Source organism: Sphingomonas sp. ABOLH, from assembly GCF_003951715.1.
In the GTDB taxonomy this organism is placed as follows: domain Bacteria; phylum Pseudomonadota; class Alphaproteobacteria; order Sphingomonadales; family Sphingomonadaceae; genus Sphingomonas; species Sphingomonas hankookensis_A.
Genome location: NZ_QQWV01000001.1, coordinates 77,689 through 96,504, shown reverse-complemented (window position 1 = coordinate 96,504; position 18,816 = coordinate 77,689). Strand labels below are relative to the sequence as shown.

19 protein-coding genes are annotated in these 18,816 nt (G+C 67.5%); 9 read left to right on the top strand and 10 right to left on the bottom strand.

Annotated features, from left to right (window positions below; genetic code table 11):
• Positions 1–4 precede the first annotated feature (4 nt).
• The 4 genes from ilvD to CA237_RS00480 all read left to right on the top strand — a co-directional run bounded on the left by ilvD (position 5) and on the right by CA237_RS00480 (position 4,773).
• Positions 5–1,726 (top strand): dihydroxy-acid dehydratase, encoded by a 1,722-nt coding sequence (gene ilvD, locus CA237_RS00495; protein WP_066687137.1) that lies wholly within the window; start codon positions 5–7, stop codon positions 1,724–1,726.
• Between the two features lie 64 nt (positions 1,727–1,790).
• Complete coding sequence (locus tag CA237_RS00490; RefSeq protein WP_066687139.1) at positions 1,791–2,189, top strand: hypothetical protein; 399 nt, start codon at positions 1,791–1,793, stop codon at positions 2,187–2,189.
• Positions 2,186–3,580 carry an NAD(P)H-hydrate dehydratase gene (locus tag CA237_RS00485; protein ID WP_126012281.1) on the top strand — a complete coding sequence of 465 codons (1,395 nt, stop codon included), beginning with the start codon at positions 2,186–2,188 and terminating at the stop codon, positions 3,578–3,580. The genes CA237_RS00490 and CA237_RS00485 overlap by 4 nt, the downstream gene beginning before the upstream one ends.
• Positions 3,571–4,773 carry a class I SAM-dependent RNA methyltransferase gene (locus CA237_RS00480; protein WP_066687141.1) on the top strand — a complete coding sequence of 401 codons (1,203 nt, stop codon included), beginning with the start codon at positions 3,571–3,573 and terminating at the stop codon, positions 4,771–4,773. The genes CA237_RS00485 and CA237_RS00480 overlap by 10 nt, the downstream gene beginning before the upstream one ends.
• Positions 4,774–4,879: 106 nt before the next feature.
• Here CA237_RS00480 and truA read toward each other — a convergent pair whose 3' ends face one another.
• Both truA and fmt read right to left on the bottom strand, forming a co-directional pair.
• Positions 4,880–5,623 carry a tRNA pseudouridine(38-40) synthase TruA gene (gene truA, locus CA237_RS00475; RefSeq protein ID WP_126012278.1) on the bottom strand — a complete coding sequence of 248 codons (744 nt, stop codon included), beginning with the start codon at positions 5,621–5,623 and terminating at the stop codon, positions 4,880–4,882.
• Positions 5,620–6,528 (bottom strand): methionyl-tRNA formyltransferase, encoded by a 909-nt coding sequence (gene fmt / locus CA237_RS00470; RefSeq protein WP_126012275.1) that lies wholly within the window; start codon positions 6,526–6,528, stop codon positions 5,620–5,622. Before fmt ends, truA begins: the two co-directional genes overlap by 4 nt.
• Before the next feature lie 53 nt (positions 6,529–6,581).
• Between fmt and recR the strand changes: the two genes are divergently transcribed.
• The 3 genes from recR to rmuC all read left to right on the top strand — a co-directional run bounded on the left by recR (position 6,582) and on the right by rmuC (position 9,221).
• Positions 6,582–7,178 carry a recombination mediator RecR gene (gene recR / locus CA237_RS00465; protein WP_126012273.1) on the top strand — a complete coding sequence of 199 codons (597 nt, stop codon included), beginning with the start codon at positions 6,582–6,584 and terminating at the stop codon, positions 7,176–7,178.
• A gap of 31 nt (positions 7,179–7,209) precedes the next feature.
• Complete coding sequence (gene def / locus CA237_RS00460) at positions 7,210–7,734, top strand: peptide deformylase (protein WP_126012270.1); 525 nt, start codon at positions 7,210–7,212, stop codon at positions 7,732–7,734.
• An 80-nt stretch (positions 7,735–7,814) separates the two neighbouring features.
• Positions 7,815–9,221 carry a DNA recombination protein RmuC gene (rmuC, locus tag CA237_RS00455; protein ID WP_126012267.1) on the top strand — a complete coding sequence of 469 codons (1,407 nt, stop codon included), beginning with the start codon at positions 7,815–7,817 and terminating at the stop codon, positions 9,219–9,221.
• A 76-nt stretch (positions 9,222–9,297) separates the two neighbouring features.
• Here rmuC and CA237_RS00450 read toward each other — a convergent pair whose 3' ends face one another.
• From CA237_RS00450 to CA237_RS00415, 8 genes are all read right to left on the bottom strand, one after another.
• Entirely contained in the window at positions 9,298–10,215 is a 918-nt protein-coding gene (locus CA237_RS00450; RefSeq protein WP_126012264.1) for an arginase family protein, read from the bottom strand.
• Positions 10,216–10,245: 30 nt separating this feature from the next.
• Complete coding sequence (locus tag CA237_RS00445; protein WP_126012261.1) at positions 10,246–11,043, bottom strand: RNA methyltransferase; 798 nt, start codon at positions 11,041–11,043, stop codon at positions 10,246–10,248.
• A gap of 9 nt (positions 11,044–11,052) precedes the next feature.
• Positions 11,053–11,274: a hypothetical protein gene (locus CA237_RS00440; RefSeq protein ID WP_066687157.1), complete on the bottom strand. Its 222-nt coding sequence runs from the start codon at positions 11,272–11,274 to the stop codon at positions 11,053–11,055.
• 66 nt (positions 11,275–11,340) lie between these two features.
• On the bottom strand, positions 11,341–12,600 hold the full coding sequence (locus CA237_RS00435) for an N-succinylarginine dihydrolase (protein ID WP_066687160.1): 1,260 nt from the start codon (positions 12,598–12,600) through the stop codon (positions 11,341–11,343).
• Positions 12,597–13,607, bottom strand: a complete 1,011-nt coding sequence (locus CA237_RS00430) for an arginine N-succinyltransferase (protein ID WP_066687163.1) — start codon at positions 13,605–13,607, stop codon at positions 12,597–12,599. Before CA237_RS00430 ends, CA237_RS00435 begins: the two co-directional genes overlap by 4 nt.
• Complete coding sequence (locus CA237_RS00425) at positions 13,604–14,812, bottom strand: hydrolase (protein ID WP_066687166.1); 1,209 nt, start codon at positions 14,810–14,812, stop codon at positions 13,604–13,606. The genes CA237_RS00430 and CA237_RS00425 overlap by 4 nt, the downstream gene beginning before the upstream one ends.
• 179 nt (positions 14,813–14,991) lie before the next feature.
• The gene (locus CA237_RS00420) at positions 14,992–15,888 is read right to left on the bottom strand and encodes a DUF481 domain-containing protein (protein WP_066687176.1); all 897 of its coding nucleotides are present in this window, start codon (positions 15,886–15,888) and stop codon (positions 14,992–14,994) included.
• Positions 15,889–15,952: 64 nt separating this feature from the next.
• Entirely contained in the window at positions 15,953–16,432 is a 480-nt protein-coding gene (locus CA237_RS00415) for an RNA pyrophosphohydrolase (protein ID WP_066687179.1), read from the bottom strand.
• A gap of 62 nt (positions 16,433–16,494) precedes the next feature.
• Between CA237_RS00415 and CA237_RS19945 the strand changes: the two genes are divergently transcribed.
• Positions 16,495–17,397, top strand: a complete 903-nt coding sequence (locus CA237_RS19945; RefSeq protein WP_241215396.1) for a histone deacetylase — start codon at positions 16,495–16,497, stop codon at positions 17,395–17,397.
• 15 nt (positions 17,398–17,412) lie between these two features.
• Positions 17,413–18,777 carry a deoxyribodipyrimidine photo-lyase gene (locus tag CA237_RS19940; RefSeq protein ID WP_066687185.1) on the top strand — a complete coding sequence of 455 codons (1,365 nt, stop codon included), beginning with the start codon at positions 17,413–17,415 and terminating at the stop codon, positions 18,775–18,777.
• Positions 18,778–18,816: the final 39 nt, after the last annotated feature.

Genomic DNA, 18,816 nt, shown 5'->3' with positions numbered 1-18,816 from the left:
CGCCATGACCCAGCCTTTCGACAAATCGCGGCTGCCCAGCCGCCACGTCTCCGTCGGCCCCGAACGCGCGCCGCATCGCAGCTATTATTACGCGATGGGGATCGCCGAAGAGGATATCGCCAAGCCGTTCGTCGCGCTCGCCTCGGCCGGCAACGACAGCGCGCCGTGCAACACGACGCTCGATTTTCAGGCCGACGCCGCACGCGAAGGCGTGGTGGCGGGCGGCGGCATGCCTCGCCGCTTCAACACCATTACCGTGACCGACGGCATCGCCATGGGCCATCAGGGGATGAAATCCTCGCTGGTCAGCCGCGAAGTCATCGCCGATTCGGTCGAACTGTCCGTGCGCGGCCATTGCTATGACGCGCTGGTCGGCTTTGCCGGCTGCGACAAATCGCTGCCCGGCATGATGATGGCGATGCTGCGCCTGAACGTGCCGTCGATCTTCGTCTATGGCGGATCGATCCTGCCCGGCCGGTTCGAGGATCGCGACGTCACCGTCGTCGACGTGTTCGAAGCGGTCGGCCGCTACGCCGCCGGCACCTGCCCGCTGCACGACCTGACCGCCTTGGAAAAGGTCGCCTGTCCGGGCCATGGCGCCTGCGGGGGCCAGTTCACCGCCAACACCATGGCGTGCGTCGGCGAAGCCATCGGCCTGTCGCTGCCCAATTCGAACATGGTGCCCGCTCCTTATCGCAGCCGGGAGGAGATCGCGATCGCGGCCGGCAAGGAGGTGATGGAGCTGGTCCGCCTTAACCTGCGTCCGCGCGATATTGCGACGCGTGCCGCCTTCATCAATGCCGCGCGCGTCGTGGCGGCGACCGGCGGCTCGACCAACGCCGCACTCCACCTGCCGGCGATGGCGTCGGAAGCCGGGATCGACTTCGACCTGTTCGACGTCGCGGAGGCTTTCAAATCAACGCCTTACGTCGCAGACCTCAAGCCCGGCGGTAAGTATGTCGCCAAGGACATGTACGAAGCCGGCGGCGTCTACATGCTGATGAAGACGATGCTGGCGAACGATCTGCTCGACGGCAGCTGCATGACCGTCACCGGCAAGACGCTGGGCGAGAATATCGACGAAGTGACGTGGAACCCCGACCAGAAGGTCATCTACGACGTCAAGACGCCGATCACCCCGACCGGCGGCGTCGTCGGCCTACGCGGGACGCTCGCCCCCGATGGCGCGATCGTCAAAGTTGCCGGCATGAAGCGCCTGCAGTTCACCGGCACCGCCCGCGTGTTCGATTGCGAGGAGGACGCCTTCGCCGCGGTCGAGGCACGGAACATCACCGAAGGTTCGGTCGTCGTCATCCGCTATGAAGGGCCGAAGGGCGGCCCAGGCATGCGCGAGATGCTGTCGACCACCGCCGCGCTCTACGGCCTCGGCATGGGCGAAAGCGTCGCGCTGATCACCGATGGGCGCTTCTCGGGCGCTACGCGCGGCTTCTGCATCGGCCATGTCGGTCCCGAAGCGGCCGAAGGCGGCCCGATCGCGCTGGTCGAGGATGGCGACATCATCACCATCGACGCCGATGCCGGCACCATCGATCTCGACGTCGCGCCCGATGTGCTGGCCGATCGTCGCGCCCGGTGGCAGCCGCGCGTCAACGACTATCAGTCGGGCGCGCTGTGGCGCTACTCGACCACGGTCGGCCCAGCCTATCAGGGCGCGGTGACCCATCCGGGTGCCAAGGCCGAGCGGCACGTCTACGCCGATATCTGAGGGTTGAGCGTATCCCCGCCTATGCGGGGATACGGTTTGCAGTTGCCTGTGGTATCGCTCCGGGATGACCGGATTCGACCGCCGCCCCGTCCTTCTTGCCCTCCTGATTTTGGCCGGATGCGATCCGAAGCCCGACCCGGCGGTCCTCGCCAATATCGAGGCGGAGCAGCGCGCCGCTGCCGATGACGCCGGCCGGATCGAATGTGCCGCCGACCCTGCGGCACCGCTGGCGGCGGACTGCACCATCGAACGGACCGCCGATCGGGACGGCACGCTGCTGACCCTGCGCCAGCCCGACGGCGGCTTCCACCGGCTGCGCATTGCCGGTGACGGACGCGGCGTGGTCGCGGCGGACGGGTCCGAGGCGGCGAAGGTCACGGTCGTCGGTGACAACCGGATCGAAGTTGCCATCGGCAGCGCCCGCTATCGCCTGCCCGCGACGGTCGGGCCGGTCGCCCGATGAGCCTGTTTCCGACGGACGCGCCGATCCTGCGAAGCGCCGACATGCGCGCGGCGGAGGATGCCGCCTTCGCGTCCGGCATCGCCCAGGACGCCTTGATGGACCGCGCAGGGCTGGCCGTGGTGCGCGAAGTACGCCGACTGGCGCTGGGACGTTCTGTTCTGGTGCTCGCGGGCGGCGGTAACAATGGCGGTGATGCCTTTGTTTGTGCACGCTATTTGCGGCAATGGGGTATCGATGTCGCGGTCGCTGCCTTGCCCGGTCACACGGAAGGCGCCGCGGCCCGGATGCGTGCCGCATGGGGTGATGCCATCACGGATTTGACCGAGGCAACGCCGCGTCCGGTTGTCGTGGACGGGCTGTTCGGCATCGGTCTGTCGCGCCCCCTGGCTCCCGACCTCGCCGGACAGCTGGCACGGCTGACTCGCGACACCTTCGTCATCGCGATCGATCTGCCGAGCGGGATCGATGCCGATGCGGGCCAGTCGTTCGACGGCGCGGCTCATGCCGATTGCACCATCGCGTTGGGCGCACTGAAGCCGGCGCACGTCACTGGCCCGGATGCCGCACGCATGGGCCACGTCCTGCTCGCCGATCTCGGTATCACGCTTCCCGACGCAGCGCGCACCATCGCCCGACCGGTCATCGCTCCGCCGGCGCGGGATGCCCATAAATACAGTCGGGGACTGGTGACGGTGCTGGCCGGGGCCATGCCGGGCGCGGCGCGGCTGGCGGCCCATGCCGCGCTGACGGCGGGGGCGGGTTATGTCATCCTTGCCGGCGACGATGCAGGGATCGGCGGGCCGGATGCACTGGTCCGCCGGCCGCTGGACGATCCGCACAGCCTGCTGGCCGACGAACGACTGGCCGCGGTGCTGGTCGGCCCCGGGCTGGGGCGGGGCGATGCTGCCGGTCGGCTGATCGACGCAGCGCTCGCCTGCGTCGCGCCGCTGGTCATCGATGGCGATGCCATCTCGCTGCTGGGCGAAGCAGGCGTCGAGCGCATCGCCACCCGATCCGCACCGACCTTCCTGACCCCGCATGGCGGCGAGTTCGACCGCATGTTCGGCAACGGTAACGGCAACAAGATCGACCGGACGGCCCAAGCTGCGCTACAGGCGCGCGCCACCATCGTCCACAAAGGCCCCGATACCGTGATCGCTTCCCCCGACGGCACCGTCACCGTCTCTCCGCATGCGCTGTCCTGGCTGTCGACTGCCGGCACAGGCGACGTGCTTGCCGGCATCCTCGCCGCGCGGCTGCGGTCCGGCGGCGATCGGGCGGCGGCGGAGGCGGTGTGGCTGCACAGTCGCGCCGCGCGGCTCGCCGGTCCGGCGTTCGTAGCGGACACGCTGGTCGACCATCTCGGACAGGCGATCGCCGAATGTCGCTGATCGATGACGATGTGATCGTCCGCGTCGCCGCGCGGGGCGAAGGCGTGACCGGCGACGGCGTTCACGTCCCGCTCGCCGCGCCGGGCGACCGGCTGTTGCCCGACGGCTCGCTGCAATTCGGCCCGCATCATGCCGAACCGCCCTGCCGCCACTTTCCGGCGTGCGGCGGGTGCCAGCTTCAGCACCTCGACCTGGCGAGCGAGGCCGATTTCGTCGCCGACCGCGTGCGCGGGGCGCTGGCATCGCAATCGCTCGACGCCCCCGTCCGGCCGGCGATCCTGTCGGCACCGCAAACCCGCCGCCGCGCGACGCTCCATGCCGACCGGCGCGGCAAGCAGGTGACGCTCGGCTTCACCGAAAGTGGCAGTCACCGCATCGTTGATCTGCGCGAATGCCATGTCCTGCTGCCCGAACTCTTCGCCGCCGTAGCCCCGCTGCGCTGGCTGCTGGCGACCGCGCTCAAGGACCGGTCGCGCGCCGATGTTCATCTCGCGCGGGTGGATCAGGGCGTCGACGTCCTCATCATCGGCCAGATTGCCGAAGGGCTGGCCGCCGCCGAAGCGCTGACCGCCTTTGCACAGGACCAGCGGCTCGCCCGGCTGTCGATCGACGACGGCATGGGTGCGGAGGCGCGGTGGGAGCCGGAACCGGTCACGGTGACGCTGGGCGGCGTGCCGGTGCCGTTCCCGCCGGGCAGTTTCCTGCAGGCGACCGGCGATGGCGAGGCCGCGCTGATCGCGGCGGTCGACGAAGCGGTTGCCGGCGCGGCCATCGTCGCCGACCTGTTCGCCGGGCTAGGCACCTTCACCCTGTCGCGTGGTGTCAACATCCGCACCTATGCGGGGGAGGCGGGAAGGGAGGCTATCATGGCGCTGAAGCTCGCCGCCGCCCGCGCGGGCCGCCCGGTCGTCGCCGACCATCGCGACCTGTTCCGCCGCCCGCTGACCGCCACCGAACTCGACCGGTTCGACGCGGTGATCCTCGACCCGCCGCGCGCCGGCGCCCGCGAACAGGCGGCGGCACTGGCCGATAGCAAGGCGCCGGTCATCGCCTATGTTTCGTGCAATCCCAGCAGCTTCGCGCGTGATGCTAAGACGTTGGTACAAGCCGGCTACCGCATCGACTGGGTCCAGCCGGTCGGGCAGTTCCGCTGGTCGACCCATGTCGAACTGGTCGCGCGACTGGTCCGCTGACTTTCCTACACGCCACCGATCTGCCATTCAGGGTCGGCGGCGGGGCAGGGCAAGACCGGGCATGGCACGAAAAGCGCACGAGTGTGAACTTAGTGAACTTTGACGCTCAGCCGGGGTACTCAGCCCCCACGAAATACAGCCCGTCCGGCGGCGCGTTCAGCCACAGCGCCGACCGGTCGCGCGCCGCGAGGATATCGGCCAGATCGTCCGGCGTCCGCTTGCCTTGACCCACCATGGCAAGGCAGCCGACCATCGAGCGGACCTGATGATGCAGGAATGACCGCGCGGCGGCATGGATGCGGATCCGGTCGCCATCGCGCTCCACCGCCAACCGGTCGAGCGTCCGCAGCGGACTGTCCGCCTGGCAATGCGCCGAGCGAAAGGTGGTGAAGTCGTGCCGCCCGACCAGCCACGCCGCACCTTCCGCCATCGCCTCGGCATCCAGCGGCTGCGGCACCCGCCATGCCAGCCCCAGCTCATGGGTCAGTGGCGCGCGACGGCACGTGATGCGATAGACATAGGCCCGCCCCAGACAGGAAAAGCGTGCATGCCAGTCGTCCGGCACGACTTTGCAGTCGAGGATCGCCACCGGATCTGGCCGCAGCCGGGCGTTCAGCGCCTCCATCAACCGGAACGGGTCGATCGCCTTCGCAACGTCGACATGCGCCCGCATCCCCGTCGCATGGACCCCGGCATCGGTACGCCCGGCGGCATGGACCGCCGCCTGCTCGCCGGTCACCTCGAACAGCGCGCGCTCGATCGATCCTTGCACGCTCGCCCCTTCGGACTGGCGCTGCCAGCCGACGAACGGCCGTCCGTCATATTCGACCGTCAAGGCGAACCGGGTCATGCGACGCGCGTGCCCTTCGGAATCGCAAAGCCGCGCAGCATGTCCTCCGCCGACGTCACGCCACGCCCGGCGCGCTGCACCAGTACCGGCACCAACACGCCGTCCGCACAGGCGATCTCCAGTCCGTCGCCGATCACGGTTCCCGGTTCGCCGCCGCCATCCGGCACGACCCGCGCCGCCAGTATCTTGATCCGCTCGCCCTGCACTTCGAGGAACGCGCCGGGCGCCGGGTTGAACGCGCGCACCTGCCGCTCGGCATCGACTGCGCTGCCGTCGAAGCGCAGCCGCGCCTCGGCCTTGTCGATCTTGGCGGCATGGGTCACGCCCTCGCTTGCCTGTTCGACCGGCGGATAGGCGTCGGGGTCGGCGAGCACCTCCAGCATCAGCCGCGCGCCCATCGCGCTCAGCTCGATCGCCAGTTCGCCCGCCGTCTTGCCCGCGACCGGCGTCCGTCCTTCCAGCCGCACCGGCCCGGTATCCATCCCCGCCGCCATCTGCATGATGTCGACGCCGGTTTCGGCATCCCCCGCCAGGATCGCGCGCTGGATCGGCGCCGCCCCCCGCCAGCGCGGCAGCAGCGATCCATGGACGTTCAGACACCCGAGACGCGGCGCATCCAGCACCGCACGCGGCAACAGCAACCCATAGGCAGCGACCACCGCGACATCGGCATTCAGCGCGGCGAACTCGGCCTGCACCGCCGGATCGCGCAACGACTCCGGCACCCGCACCGCGATCCCCAGCGATTCGGCCAGTTTGTGAACCGGGGAGGGGGTCAGCGCCTTGCCCCGCCCCGCACGACGCGGCGGCTGGCTGTACGAAGCGACGACGTCATGCCCCGCATCGACCAGCGCCTGTAGGATTGGCACCGCAAATTCGGGCGTGCCCATGAAGATGATCCGCATGACGCCTCTCGACACCGTGGCGTCCGTCCGCGCAACCCCCTATCTTGGGCCCGATGGCCTCTCCCGAAATCGACGCGCTGACGCAGGCGCTCTCCCGCCTCCCCGGTTTGGGGCCCCGTTCGGCGCGCCGCGCGGTGCTGCATCTGGTCAAGAAGCGCGAGACGGCGCTCGACCCGCTGCTGATCGCGCTCGACCGGGTGGCGCGCAATCTGGCGACCTGTTCGACCTGCGGCAATGTCGATACGACCGACCCGTGCGGCATCTGCACCGACCCGCGCCGCGACGACCGGTCGCTGTGCGTGGTGGAGGAGGTCGCCGACCTTTGGGCGCTCGACCGCGCGCGACTGTTCCCCGGCCGCTTTCATGTGCTGGGCGGTCGGCTGTCGGCACTGGAAGGCGTCCGTCCCGACGATCTCGCCATCGATTCGCTGGTCGGCCGCGTCGCGGCGGGCGGGATCGACGAAGTCGTCCTCGCGATGAACGCCACGCTGGAGGGGCAGACCACTGCCCATTACATCGCCGAGCGGATCGAGAAATATCCGGTCCGCCTGACCCAGCTCGCCCATGGCCTGCCGGTCGGCGGCGAACTCGACTATCTCGACGAAGGCACGCTGGCACAGGCGCTCCGCGCACGACGCCCGGTCGCTTGACCGGCGAAAATATGCTACCTAGCTAGCCGCTATGGCCATTCTCCCGATCATCGAGATCCCCGATCCCCGCCTCCGGCTCGTGTCCGAACCCGTCGAGGGTGTGACCGACGAGGTGAAAACCCTCATCGCCGACATGTTCGACACGATGTATGACGCGCCGGGCATCGGCCTTGCCGCGATCCAGGTCGCCGTGCCGAAGCGCGTGCTGGTCATCGACCTGCAGGACGAGGAAGACGAAGAGGGCAAGCCGGTCAAGGCACCGCACGCCTTCGTCAATCCGGTGATCGAGGAAGTATCGGAAGAGCTGTCGACCTATCAGGAAGGCTGCCTGTCGATCCCCGAACAATATGCCGATGTCGTCCGTCCCGCGCGCTGCCGCGTGACGTGGCTGGACGAAAAGGGGGACGCCCATGACCAATGGCTCGACGGGTTGATGGCGACCTGTCTCCAGCATGAAATGGACCATTTGAACGGGGTACTGTTCATCGACCATCTCTCGCGGCTGAAGCGCGACATGGTCATCAAGAAGCTGAACAAGGCGCGCAAGGCGGCGTAAGCGACGAACCGAACCCCGTTCGCCTTGTCGGGCGGGCGGGGCGGGGGTAGGTTCCGGGTCCGTTCCTCCCGGAGTATCGCATGGACCCGCTTGTCATCGTCATCGTCGCTGCCGTCCTGCTCGCGGGGCTGGCGATCGGCTGGCTGATGGGCAGCCGGCAGGTGCAGTCGCTGCGCGAGGAGCGCGACAAGCGCGAGGACGATTTCAAGCAGGCGATCGCCGACCTCGCTTTGGCCTCCGAACGCGCAAAGGAAGTACCGGCGCTGCGCGAGGAACTGGCGGAAATCCGCGCCGACCGCGATGCGCTGCTGCTCGACCATGCTGCGCTCAAGGCGAATGCCGCAGCGTTCGAGGAACGGCTGACCGAGTTCAAGGACGCGCGCGAGGCGATGGCCGCGCAGTTCCGCGAAACCGCGCATGTCATGCTGGAAGGCGCGCAGAAGCAGTTCCTGCAACGCGCCAACGAACGCTTCGCCCAGGCGGGCGACACCAACGAGATGAAGCTGAAGGCGCTGCTGGCCCCGGTCGAGGCGACGCTGAAACGCTATGAAGCCAGCATCACCAAGGTGGAGGGCGAGCGGCAGGAAGCCTATGGGACGCTCACGGGCCTGATGGACGCGATGCGCATCGGCCAGGAATCGGTGAAGAGCGAGGCGGCCAAGCTGGTCAACGCGCTGCGCTCCGCGCCCAAGGCACGCGGCCGTTGGGGCGAACAGCAGCTGCGCAACGTGCTCGAAACCTGCGGCCTTGCCGAGCATACCGATTTCCAGATGGAGGTGTCGGTCGACCATGGCGACGGTCGCCTGCGCCCCGACGCGATCGTCAAGGTGCCCGGCGGCAAGAGCCTCGTGATCGATGCCAAGGTGTCGCTCAACGCCTATCAGGACGCGCATGGCTCGGTGGACGAGGTCGAGCGCGCCGGCTTCATGACCGCGCACGTCGCGTCGATGAAGAACCATGTGAATGCGCTGGGGGCCAAGAGCTACCAGTCGCAGTTCGAGGATACGCCCGATTATGTCGTCATGTTCGTGCCGGGCGAACATTTCCTTGCCGCCGCGCTCGAACATGATCCGGCGCTGTGGGACTATGCGTTCGACCGCCGGGTGCTGATCGCGACCCCGACCAACCTGATCGCCATCGCCCGTACCGTCGCGGCAGTGTGGCGGCAGGAAAAGCTGGCCGGCGAAGCGCGCCAGATCGGCCAGCTGGGTCGCGAACTCCACGCCCGCCTCGCCAAGATGGGCGAGCATGTCGCCAAGCTCGGCAAGAATCTCGAAGGCGCGAACACCGCCTATAACGCGTTCGTCGGCAGCCTCGAATCGCAGGTGATGACCTCGGCCAAGCGGTTCGAGACGCTGAATATCGATACCGGCGGCAAGAGCATCGAGCCGCTGCCGGTCGTAGAGCAATCGCCGCGTCCGCTGACCAAGCTGGCGGTGGCTATCGCAGCGGCGGAGGAGAGTGCCGAGCTGGCTGTAGAGGAATGAGATTTCTTCCTGCCGTTACCCCGGCTCAAGGCCGGGGTGACGATGACGCTGCGGGCAGCGGGTCATCTCGACCGTCTTACGCCCCCAAAACCAGTCCTATCGTCACCGCCACGATCCGCGCGGCCATCGCCGCACACAATCGATGCGGATCGTCGCGCGCCGGCACATATTCCGCCAGGACCAGCCCCGCGATCTCGCCCCTCTCGGCAAGTGCCGTCAGCAGCAGCACGACCTCCTCATAGCGTAACCCGCCCGGCGTCGGCATCGCCACCGCCGGAAACGCCGCCGGATCGATCCCGTCGCAGTCGATCGACACCAGATACCGCCCGCCCGCCGGCACCTGCGCGATCGCCGCGTCGATCCCGCCCCGGATCAGGTCATAGGCGGTAACGATCCGGCTGCCCCAGCCACGTGCATCCTCGATCTGCCACGCGCCACCGCTGCCCAGCCCGCGGACCCCGACCTGCACCATGCCCGTGACATGCGGCATCTCCGCCAGCCGCCGCATCGGCGATCCATAGCCGAGCGGCTCGCCCCGGATATCGTCGCCCCAATCGACATGCGCGTCGATCTGCACAACGGTCAGCGGCCCATGATCGGCGAAGGCGCTAGCGAACGGGATCGGCACCGAATCATCGCCGCCCAGCAGGATCGGCACCGCACCGGCGTTCAGCACAGTCCGGGTCGTCGCCTCGATCCGCTCGCGATTGCCGGCAGGATCCTGCGGCCGCGTATCGACATCGCCGACATCCACCAGCCCCCGCGCGTCATTCGGATCGGGGAAGGGCGTGAAGCCGAGGTCAAAGTCGATCTGCGACAATTGCCGGGCAAACCCCAGCGACGCCGCGCGGATCGCCGCCGGTGCCTCGGCCGAATGGCTCGGCTCGCCGTTGTCATAGGGCGTCGCCTCGCTCGCGCCGAACAGCACGATGCTCGGCTGGTCCAGCGCATCGATATCGGCGGCCGGCAGGGCGGCGAAGGTCGGGCGGGTCATCCCCGCTCAATCCTCCGGCCGCCCAAAGGTTCAGGGCCGATGCTGCCCCAGCACCGTGTAGGCCATCACCGCCGTCGCCACCGCCGCGTTCAGGCTGTCGGCCTTGCCCAGCATCGGGATCTTCACCAGCAGGTCGCATTCGGTGGCCATATGCTCGGGCATCCCCTGCGCCTCGTTGCCGGTCAGCAGGAAGGTCGGATCGGGATAGGTCGGCGCGCGATAGTCATGCTCGGTATCGAGGCTAAGACCGACCAATGTCCCCGGCCCACTGCGCAGCCAGTCCTTGAACGTCGCCCAATCGGCCCGCGCGACCGCGACGGTGAAGATCGCCCCCATACTCGCGCGCACCGCCTCGACCGAAAACGGGTCGACGCACTCGTCGATCAGGATCAGTCCGCCCGCGCCCGTCGCATCGGCGGTGCGCAGGATCGTCCCCAGATTGCCCGGATCGCGCAGGCGTTCGGCCACCAGCCATAGCGACGCATTGCGCCGGTCGATCTGCGCCAGCTCGGTGGAGAATTCGTCATAGACGCCGACGACCGAGCCCGGATTGTCCTTGCCCGACAGTTTCGACAGGATGTCGACCGTGGTCGAAATCGCGATGCCGCCCGCCGCCTCGGTCTCCTCGATCAGCGTTTCCAGCAGCGGATGCTGCTCGCCGCTCGCGAAATACAGCTCGGCCGGCAGCCACCCCGCCTCGCGCGCTTCGGTCAGGATGCGCAGGCCTTCGGCCAGGAAGCGGCGCTGGTCGCGGCGGTGGCGCTTTTCCCGCAGGTTGCGGGCGGCCTTCACCATCGGGTTCGAATAGGCGGTAATTTCGCGTGGCATGGCCTCCGCCTAGCGCTCCTCGCGCTCCGCGTCGATGGAGTCGAGGATGCGCGTGCCCGCCATAAATACCGCGATCGGGCAGACCGCGAACAACAGTTTCCCGCCGATCCCGGGATATTGCGCCATGTAATGAAAGCCGCGCTCAACCGCGCCAACGCCCAAGCCGTAGATGACGAGAAAGGCCTCGAACTTCGACTTGATCGTGAACAGGTTTTTCAGCCGGGTCAGCATGGTTCGAAAATACGCAAAATGCGTACCATTGGCGGTTTTCCGCCACTCCCGCCGCCCGACTGATGGTTAATTGTCAATTAACCCGACAAGGTCGAGCGATTCCAGTAGCGCGCGGTGCGCCGCCTCGATCGCTTCGATCAGCGCGGGATCGCCGATATCGGCAGGTGCGATCCGTTCCGGCCAATGCGCCTCGACCACCGCCGCGATCCGGTCGAGCTTCGCGTCATCCACCAGGAACCGGGGATCGACCGTCGCCGGATCGGCCACGACCCGCAGCCGCAGGCAGGCCGGGCCGCCGCCATTGGCCATCGATTCGCGGACATCGACAACCTCCAGCCGGCGGATCGGTCCGTTGCCGGCGACCATTTCCTGCAACCACGTCCACACCCGTTCATTGTCGCGCGCTTCGCTCGGCAGGATCAGCACCATGCCGCCGCCATCGGGCAGGGTCACCAACTGCGCATTGAACAGGTAGGAGGTGATCGCGTCGGCAAGGCTGACCCGGTCGGCCGGAACCTCGATGATCTCGACCGATGGCATTGCCGCACGCAGGTCGGCGAAGAAGCGATCGCGGTCCTCGAACGCCTGTTCATGCGCGAACAGCACCCGCTCGTTCGCCACCGCGACGACGTCGTTATGGAATGCGCCCGCCGCGATCGCCGCGTCGGACTGCCGCGCCAACAGCGTCCGTGCCGGATCGAGGCCGTGGGCGCGCGCAATCGCTTCCGACGCCTCGCGATGCTGACGCGCGGGAAAGGGGCCGCCGCTCACGCCATAGACGAACACCTCGACTCCCTGTGCACCATGGGTTTCGCACAACCGCATATGGTTCGCCGCGCCCTCGTCGCCGAACGGGGCGGGCACCGGACCGTGCACGGCAAAGGCCGGATCGGCAAAGGCGATCCGCAACTGGGCCAACGTCTGCGGCCATTCATGGCTGCGATGCGGCATCGTCACCAGATTGGCGACGGTCAGGTGGCAGCGCCCGTCACCGCAATCGTTGGCCGGCGAAACCGTCGCCGCATTGGCCGCCCACATTGCCGACGCCGACAGCGCCTGTGCCCGGAGATGCGGCGGGGCACCGGCATAGTCCGTCGCGAGTTTCGCCAGCCAGCCATGGTCCGGGCGCGGATGCGGTAACAAAATGCCCTGCGTCAGCCCGAGCGCAAGGTTCGCGCGCATCTTGGCGATCCCCTGCAACGCCGCCGCGCGCGGCCGCGACGTCTCGCCCGCATTGCGCGTCGCCGCCAGATTGCCATGGCTCAGCCCGGCATAATTGTGGCTGGGACCGATGATCCCGTCGAAATTGATCTCGCGCACGCTCATCGCGCCACCTGCGATACCGTGTCGCCGACCGCGACGTTCAGCGCGCGGGCGGCTTCGGCATCGATCACGATCCCGTCGTCGCGCACCGTCGCATCGCCCATGCACGCGCGGAAATCGGAAAGGCGCCCGGTCGACAGCAGCGACGGGGTGCCGCCTTCGCCGATCGCCACCACCTGCCGCTCGCGCCGGTCGCGGATCGTCGCGATCTGGTCGGTCCGCGCGGTCATGGTCGGCCCGCCATCGAAGATGTCGACATAATTCTCATAGGCAAAGCCTTCATTCTCCAGCATCCGCATCGCCGCGCGACCGGTCGGATGGGGCAGGCCGATGACCCCGCGCGCCGCTTCGGGCAGCATCGCGATATAGACCGGGTGGCGCGGCATCAGGTCGGCGATGAACTGGTTGCCATGGATCGCATTGAACTGGTCGGCGTCCTGGAACGTCATGCCGAAGAAGCGCCCGGCAACCCCGTCCCAGAAGGGCGATCCGCCCGCTTCGTCGATGATCCCGCGCAGCTCCGCCAGCACCCGGTCGGCAAAGCGCCCGCGATGCCGCGCGATGAACAGATAGCGCGACCGGGCGAGCAGCAGCCCCAGCCCGCCGGCCCGCTCGCCCGGATGCAGGAACAGCCCGCCGACCTCGCTCGACCCTTCCAGATCGTTGACGAGGTTCAGGATGTCCGCGCGGAAGGTGCGGCCCAGCGCCTCGCTATGCTTGGTCAGCGTCGCGACGCGGTACGAATAGAAGGGCCAGCGCTGCCCGACCTTGGTGAACACTTGGCAGGTGCCGCGCACCTCGCCGGTGTCGATATTCTCCAGCACCAGCACGAACACCTCGTCGCGCGGGGCGTCCTCTTCATGGCTGAACGCGACGGCGCTGCGTTCCAGTCGGGTCATCAGAGCATTGCGGTCGGGGGGCAGGTTGGTGAAGCCGCCGCCGGTCAGCTTCGCCATTTCGTAGAGATATTTCAGGTCGCTTTCGCGCGCCGCACGGATTCGAAACGTCACAATCCCCCCTGTGCCACTATTCGGGCTATCGCCAGCGCCGACAGGCGGGCGCGTTCGGCCAGGCTGTCGACGATCATAAATTCCTCTGCCGAATGGATCGCGCCGCCGCGCACGCCCATCGTGTCGATCACCGGCACCCCGGCGGCGGCAATGTTGTTGCCATCGCATACCCCGCCGGTGTCGCGCCACGCGATCGGGATCGACAGGTCGGCGCCGGCCGCCTGCACCAGCGCGAACAGCTTCGCCGCACCCGCATCGATCGGCTTGGGCGGGCGGTTGAAGCTGCCGTGCACCGCGATCGTCACGTCGTGCTGCGCGGCGACCATCGCCACCGCCGCGTCGATCTGCGACCGGGCGCGTTCGATCTCGTCCAACCCGTGCGGCCGGAAATTGACGCGGAGCACGGCATGGTCGGGAACGACATTGTTCGGCCCGCCGCCATCGATCTTTGCCGGATTGACGGCCAATCGCGGCCCACGCACCGCGTTCAACCGGAGCGCGATGTCGGCGGCGGCGACGATGGCGTTGCGCCCGTCCTCCGGATTGCGCCCGGCATGCGCGCTGCGCCCGGTGACGACAATCGAGAAATTGCCGGTTCCCCCGCGCGCGCCGGCCAGCGTGCCGTCGGGCAGGGCGGGTTCATAGGTGAAGGCCGCGACCTTGCCCTTCGCCACCCGCTCGATCAGCCGCGCGGAGGAAAACGACCCGGTTTCCTCGTCCGAATTGATCATCACGTCATAGCCGAACCGGTCGCCGATCCCGGCGGCTTCGACGGCCTTCAGCGCCGCCAGCATCACCGACAGCCCGCCCTTCATGTCCGCCGCGCCCGGCCCGTTCAGGGTGTTCGGGTCGGTATAGCGCATCGCCTGAAAGGCGTGGGTTTCACCGTACACCGTGTCCATGTGGCCGGTGAACAGCATCCGCACCGGCGCCTCGGGCCGCACGCTGACCAGAAGATGTCGGCCATGCTCGATTGCGCGGACGGTGCCATCGGCATCGACCGTCTCCACGGGATCGGGGTCGACCAGCGTGATTGCGCCGGGCAGCGCGGCAAAACCGTCCGCCAGCATCGCCCCGACGGTGTTCAACCCCGGAACGTTGCGCGTCCCGCTGTTCACGGCAACCCATCGTTCGACCTGGCGCAGCATCTCCGCCTGATCGATCGCCTCGATCGACCGGCGTTCGTCCATCGTCATCCTGTCCATCGGGACGTTGTAGAGTGATATCGTATCAAACGGAACCGCTTGTGGTGGTCCATCAGTCAAGCCGCACCACGTCACCCCGGGCTTGACCCGGGGGCCCGCTTCTTCTTCCTTCGTCCGCGAGGAAAAGCCGTCACTCGGATCAAGTCCGGGTGACGAAAACGGTAGATCCGAGCCAGACCCTAGAACGCGTACACCAGCGACGCCCGCCCGGTCGTATCCGTATTCACCCGCCCGACCGGTGGCCGGCTTTCGAACTGGATATTGTACGACAGCCGCGCCGACAGCGGTCCCAGCAGCTTGGCGTCGACCGCGGTCAGGCTGGTGACCGTGCTGTTGGCGTCCTGCAAATAGGCCGATGTATCCTGCCTGAGCGTCAGCGCTGGCGTCATCCGCCAGTCGAAATCGACCGACCCGCGCGCGGCAAGGTTCCGTTCGGCCAGGCCGGTGGTGAACGAAGTATAACGAAACGCCGGACCCAGTTCGAGGTCGAGCGTCACCGGCCCCTTGGCGACGACGGTATAGCCCGCCCCGCTCGATGCCGAATAACGGTCGTAATAGCCGAAGAACTTGTCCGATTCATATTGTGCGGCGCCATAGATATAGAGCCGGTCGTCGACCTTGTAGTTGGGTTCGAACGCCGCGAGATAATGTTCGCGCGTCGGGATGCTGTTGTTTTCCTGATAATCCGCCTGCAATTTCAGCTTGTGGCGCCAGCGATAGCCCTCGCGCGACAGGTCGAGCACGGCGGTGACGCCCAGGCTGTCCGAATTGCCGCTGTTGATCCACCCGCCGACCTCGGCCCGGCCCTTCACCAGCGCGCCGAACGACGCGGTGCGCAGTCGCTTTTCGGTCTTCTCGGTCCGCTCGAACGTGTAATGCGACGCCAGTTCGGCGATCTTCTGCGAATGTTTCGGCGCGGCCTTGCGGGCATAGCGCACGATCGTCGCGACGTCGTTGTCATTGCCCGACGCCATCGCCTCTTCCAGCATCGTGCGGATTTCGATCGGCAGGTCCGGCTCGGGCGGGGGTTCCGCGAAATACAGGCCCAGGGGCAGGAGGAGCGCGGGGTTCGGCATCACCGCCCGCTATAGCCGATCGAATGCATATCGCCTGAACGATTCATCGCGGTACCGGGTCGGTTCACCGATGCAGATGCTCCGCGAACCCCGCCAGTACCTGTTCGTACAGCGCCTTCTTGAACGGCACGATCATCGTCGGCAGATCGGCCGGATCGGCCCAGCGCCACGCGCGGAATTCCGGTTCAGGCGTGCGGATGTCGATATCGTCGTCCGCCCCCTCGAACGCGAACAGGAACCAGCGCTGCCGCTGCCCGCGCCATTTCCCCTTCCAAATCTTGCCGATCATGTCGTCGGGCAGGTCGTAGAACAGCTCTTCCGGCCCTTCCGCGATCAGCCGCACCTTGTCCGCCCCGATGCCGGTTTCCTCGCGCAGCTCGCGGATCGCGGCGTCAATCGGCGCCTCGCCATCGTCGATCCCGCCCTGCGGCATCTGCCACGCCTCCAGCGTCGAATCGAGCCGCTGGCCGACGAACACCTGTCCGTCGCGGTTCAACAGCATGACGCCGGCACAGGGGCGATAGGGGAGGGCGGTCTTGTCCATCGCCGCTTCCTATCGCGGGCCAATGGCTTTTGCGAGGCGCATCGGCATCTTATCTCCGCAAAGTGATCCCCGTCATCCACCATCCCAATTATGTCGCCGAAAGCCCGCCGGGCAGCCGCTATCGCTGGGGCAAGAACGGCCTCGTCCGCGACCTCCTGCTCGAAATGGGGTCGGCAATCGACTGGCACGGCTGCGATCCGATGCCCCGCGCGTGGATCGAAGCGGTCCATGACGACGTCTATGTCGCCGAAGTGATCGAGGCGCGCGTACCTCCGCACAAGGAACGCCGCATCGGCTTCGCCGTCACCCCGCCCATGGCATTGCGCGCGCAGGCGGTACCCGGCGGCACCTATGCCGCCGCCCGCGTCGCGATGGAACGGGGCTATGCCGCCAACACCGCCGGGGGCAGCCACCATGCGCTGGCCGATACCGGCGCCGGCTATTGCGTGTTCAACGACCTCGCCATCGCCGCACACCGGCTGGTCGAGGAAGGCACGTGCGAGCGGGTGCTGGTGGTCGATGTCGACGTTCACCAGGGCGACGGCACCGCCTCGCTGCTCGCCGGACGCCCGAACCTCGCCACCTATTCGATCCATGCCGACAAGAATTTTCCGGCACGAAAGGCGGTGTCGACGCTCGACGTGCCGTTGGCCGACGGAGTCGGTGACGACGAATATCTGACGACGCTGGAGGCGACGCTCGTGCCGCTGATCGACAGTTTTGCGCCGTCGCTGATCCTCTATCAGGCCGGGGTCGACCCCTTCGCCGACGACCGCCTCGGCCGTTTGTCCCTGACGCAGAATGGCCTCGACGAGCGCGACCGCTGGGTCGGCCAGCTGGCCCGTACCCGTGGCCTGCCGATCGCCAGTGCGCTGGGCGGCGGCTATGGCGACCTGCTGGAGGTATCGCGCCGCCATGTCGCGTCGATCGTCGCGCTGGCACAGGGAACCGGGATTGTCGCGTAGGCGTAACGTCACGCGATGAGCGATCCCGTCCTACTCTGGCTCCGCCAGGACCTCCGCCTGCGCGACCAGCCCGCGCTTCTCGCCGCGATCGACGATGGGGCGGTGATCCCGGTCTATATCCTCGACGACACCTCGCCTGGCGACTGGGCGATCGGCGGCGCGCAGCGCTGGTGGCTGCATCACAGCCTCGTCGCGTTCGACGACTCGCTGCGGGCAAAGGACTCGCGCCTGATCCTGCGCCGGGGCGAAGCGGTCGCCGAACTGCGCAAGCTGATGAAGGGAACCGGCGCGACCCGCATCCATGCCGTGCGCCATTACGAACCCTGGTGGGTAAAGGCGCAGGAGGCACTCGGCGATACGCTCTCCCTGCACGATGGCAATCACCTACGCCCGCCCGAAAGTGTCCGCACCGGATCGGGAGGGATGTTCAAAATCTATTCGTCCTTTTGGAAGGCGCTGAACCAGATGCTGCCGCCCGAGGACCCGGTGCCGATGCCGCGCACGATTCCGTCGCCGTCCCAATGGCCGAAATCCGACAAGCTCGCCGACTGGAAGCTGCTCCCGACCAAGCCCGACTGGGCGACCGCGTTCGGCACATCGTGGCAACCGGGCGAGGATGGCGCGCACAAGGCGCTGAAATCCTTCGCCGCCCGCCTCGACGATTACGACACCGCCCGCAACCTGCCCTCGGTCGACGGCAGTTCGAACCTGTCGCCGCATCTCCACCATGGCGAACTCTCCCCGCGGCAAATCTGGGCGGCGCTGGACGGGCAGGGCGACAGCCTGACGACCTATCGCAAGGAACTGGCATGGCGCGATTTCGCCAGCGGCGTCATCCTGTCGATGCCCGACTATGCCGACGCCAATGGCCGCCCGCGCTACGACAAATTGAAATGGCGGAGCGACGCGGCGGCGAAGCGCGATCTGAAGGCGTGGCAGCAGGGCCGCACCGGCTATCCGATCGTCGATGCCGGCATGCGCCAGCTGTGGCAGATCGGCTGGATGCACAATCGCGTGCGGATGATCGCCGCATCGTTCCTCATCAAGCATCTGCTGATCGACTGGCGCGAGGGCGAACGCTGGTATTGGGACTGCCTGGTCGACGCCGATCTCGGCAACAATGCGGTCAACTGGCAATGGGTCGCCGGCACCGGCGTCGATTCGAACATGTTCGGGCGGATCATGGCCCCACTCACCCAGTCGGAAAAATTCGACGCCGCCGACTATATCCGCCGCTGGGTGCCCGAACTGGCGAAACTGCCGGACGAGGCGATCCACGATCCCGATGCGGCGGGGTGTCGGCCGAAGGCGTATCCGGAAAAGATCATCGAGCACCGGGAGGCGCGCGAAAGGGCGCTGGCGGCGGCGCGGGGAATTTGACCGGCCACCACCGTATCCCCGCGCAGGCGGGGATCCAGA

Coding starts and splice junctions, on each gene's coding strand:
- recR (WP_126012273.1), top strand. CDS start 6,582: ATGGCCTCTCCCGAAATCGACGCGCTGACGCAGGCGCTCTCCCGCCTC.
- fmt (WP_126012275.1), bottom strand. CDS start 6,528: ATGCGGATCATCTTCATGGGCACGCCCGAATTTGCGGTGCCAATCCTA.
- CA237_RS00490 (WP_066687139.1), top strand. CDS start 1,791: ATGACCGGATTCGACCGCCGCCCCGTCCTTCTTGCCCTCCTGATTTTG.
- CA237_RS00480 (WP_066687141.1), top strand. CDS start 3,571: ATGTCGCTGATCGATGACGATGTGATCGTCCGCGTCGCCGCGCGGGGC.
- CA237_RS00485 (WP_126012281.1), top strand. CDS start 2,186: ATGAGCCTGTTTCCGACGGACGCGCCGATCCTGCGAAGCGCCGACATG.
- CA237_RS19940 (WP_066687185.1), top strand. CDS start 17,413: ATGAGCGATCCCGTCCTACTCTGGCTCCGCCAGGACCTCCGCCTGCGC.
- CA237_RS00420 (WP_066687176.1), bottom strand. CDS start 15,888: ATGCCGAACCCCGCGCTCCTCCTGCCCCTGGGCCTGTATTTCGCGGAA.
- CA237_RS00440 (WP_066687157.1), bottom strand. CDS start 11,274: ATGCTGACCCGGCTGAAAAACCTGTTCACGATCAAGTCGAAGTTCGAG.
- ilvD (WP_066687137.1), top strand. CDS start 5: ATGACCCAGCCTTTCGACAAATCGCGGCTGCCCAGCCGCCACGTCTCC.
- CA237_RS00415 (WP_066687179.1), bottom strand. CDS start 16,432: ATGGACAAGACCGCCCTCCCCTATCGCCCCTGTGCCGGCGTCATGCTG.
- rmuC (WP_126012267.1), top strand. CDS start 7,815: ATGGACCCGCTTGTCATCGTCATCGTCGCTGCCGTCCTGCTCGCGGGG.
- CA237_RS00445 (WP_126012261.1), bottom strand. CDS start 11,043: ATGCCACGCGAAATTACCGCCTATTCGAACCCGATGGTGAAGGCCGCC.
- CA237_RS00450 (WP_126012264.1), bottom strand. CDS start 10,215: ATGACCCGCCCGACCTTCGCCGCCCTGCCGGCCGCCGATATCGATGCG.
- CA237_RS00435 (WP_066687160.1), bottom strand. CDS start 12,600: ATGAGCGTGCGCGAGATCAATTTCGACGGGATCATCGGTCCCAGCCAC.
- def (WP_126012270.1), top strand. CDS start 7,210: ATGGCCATTCTCCCGATCATCGAGATCCCCGATCCCCGCCTCCGGCTC.
- truA (WP_126012278.1), bottom strand. CDS start 5,623: ATGACCCGGTTCGCCTTGACGGTCGAATATGACGGACGGCCGTTCGTC.
- CA237_RS00425 (WP_066687166.1), bottom strand. CDS start 14,812: ATGGACAGGATGACGATGGACGAACGCCGGTCGATCGAGGCGATCGAT.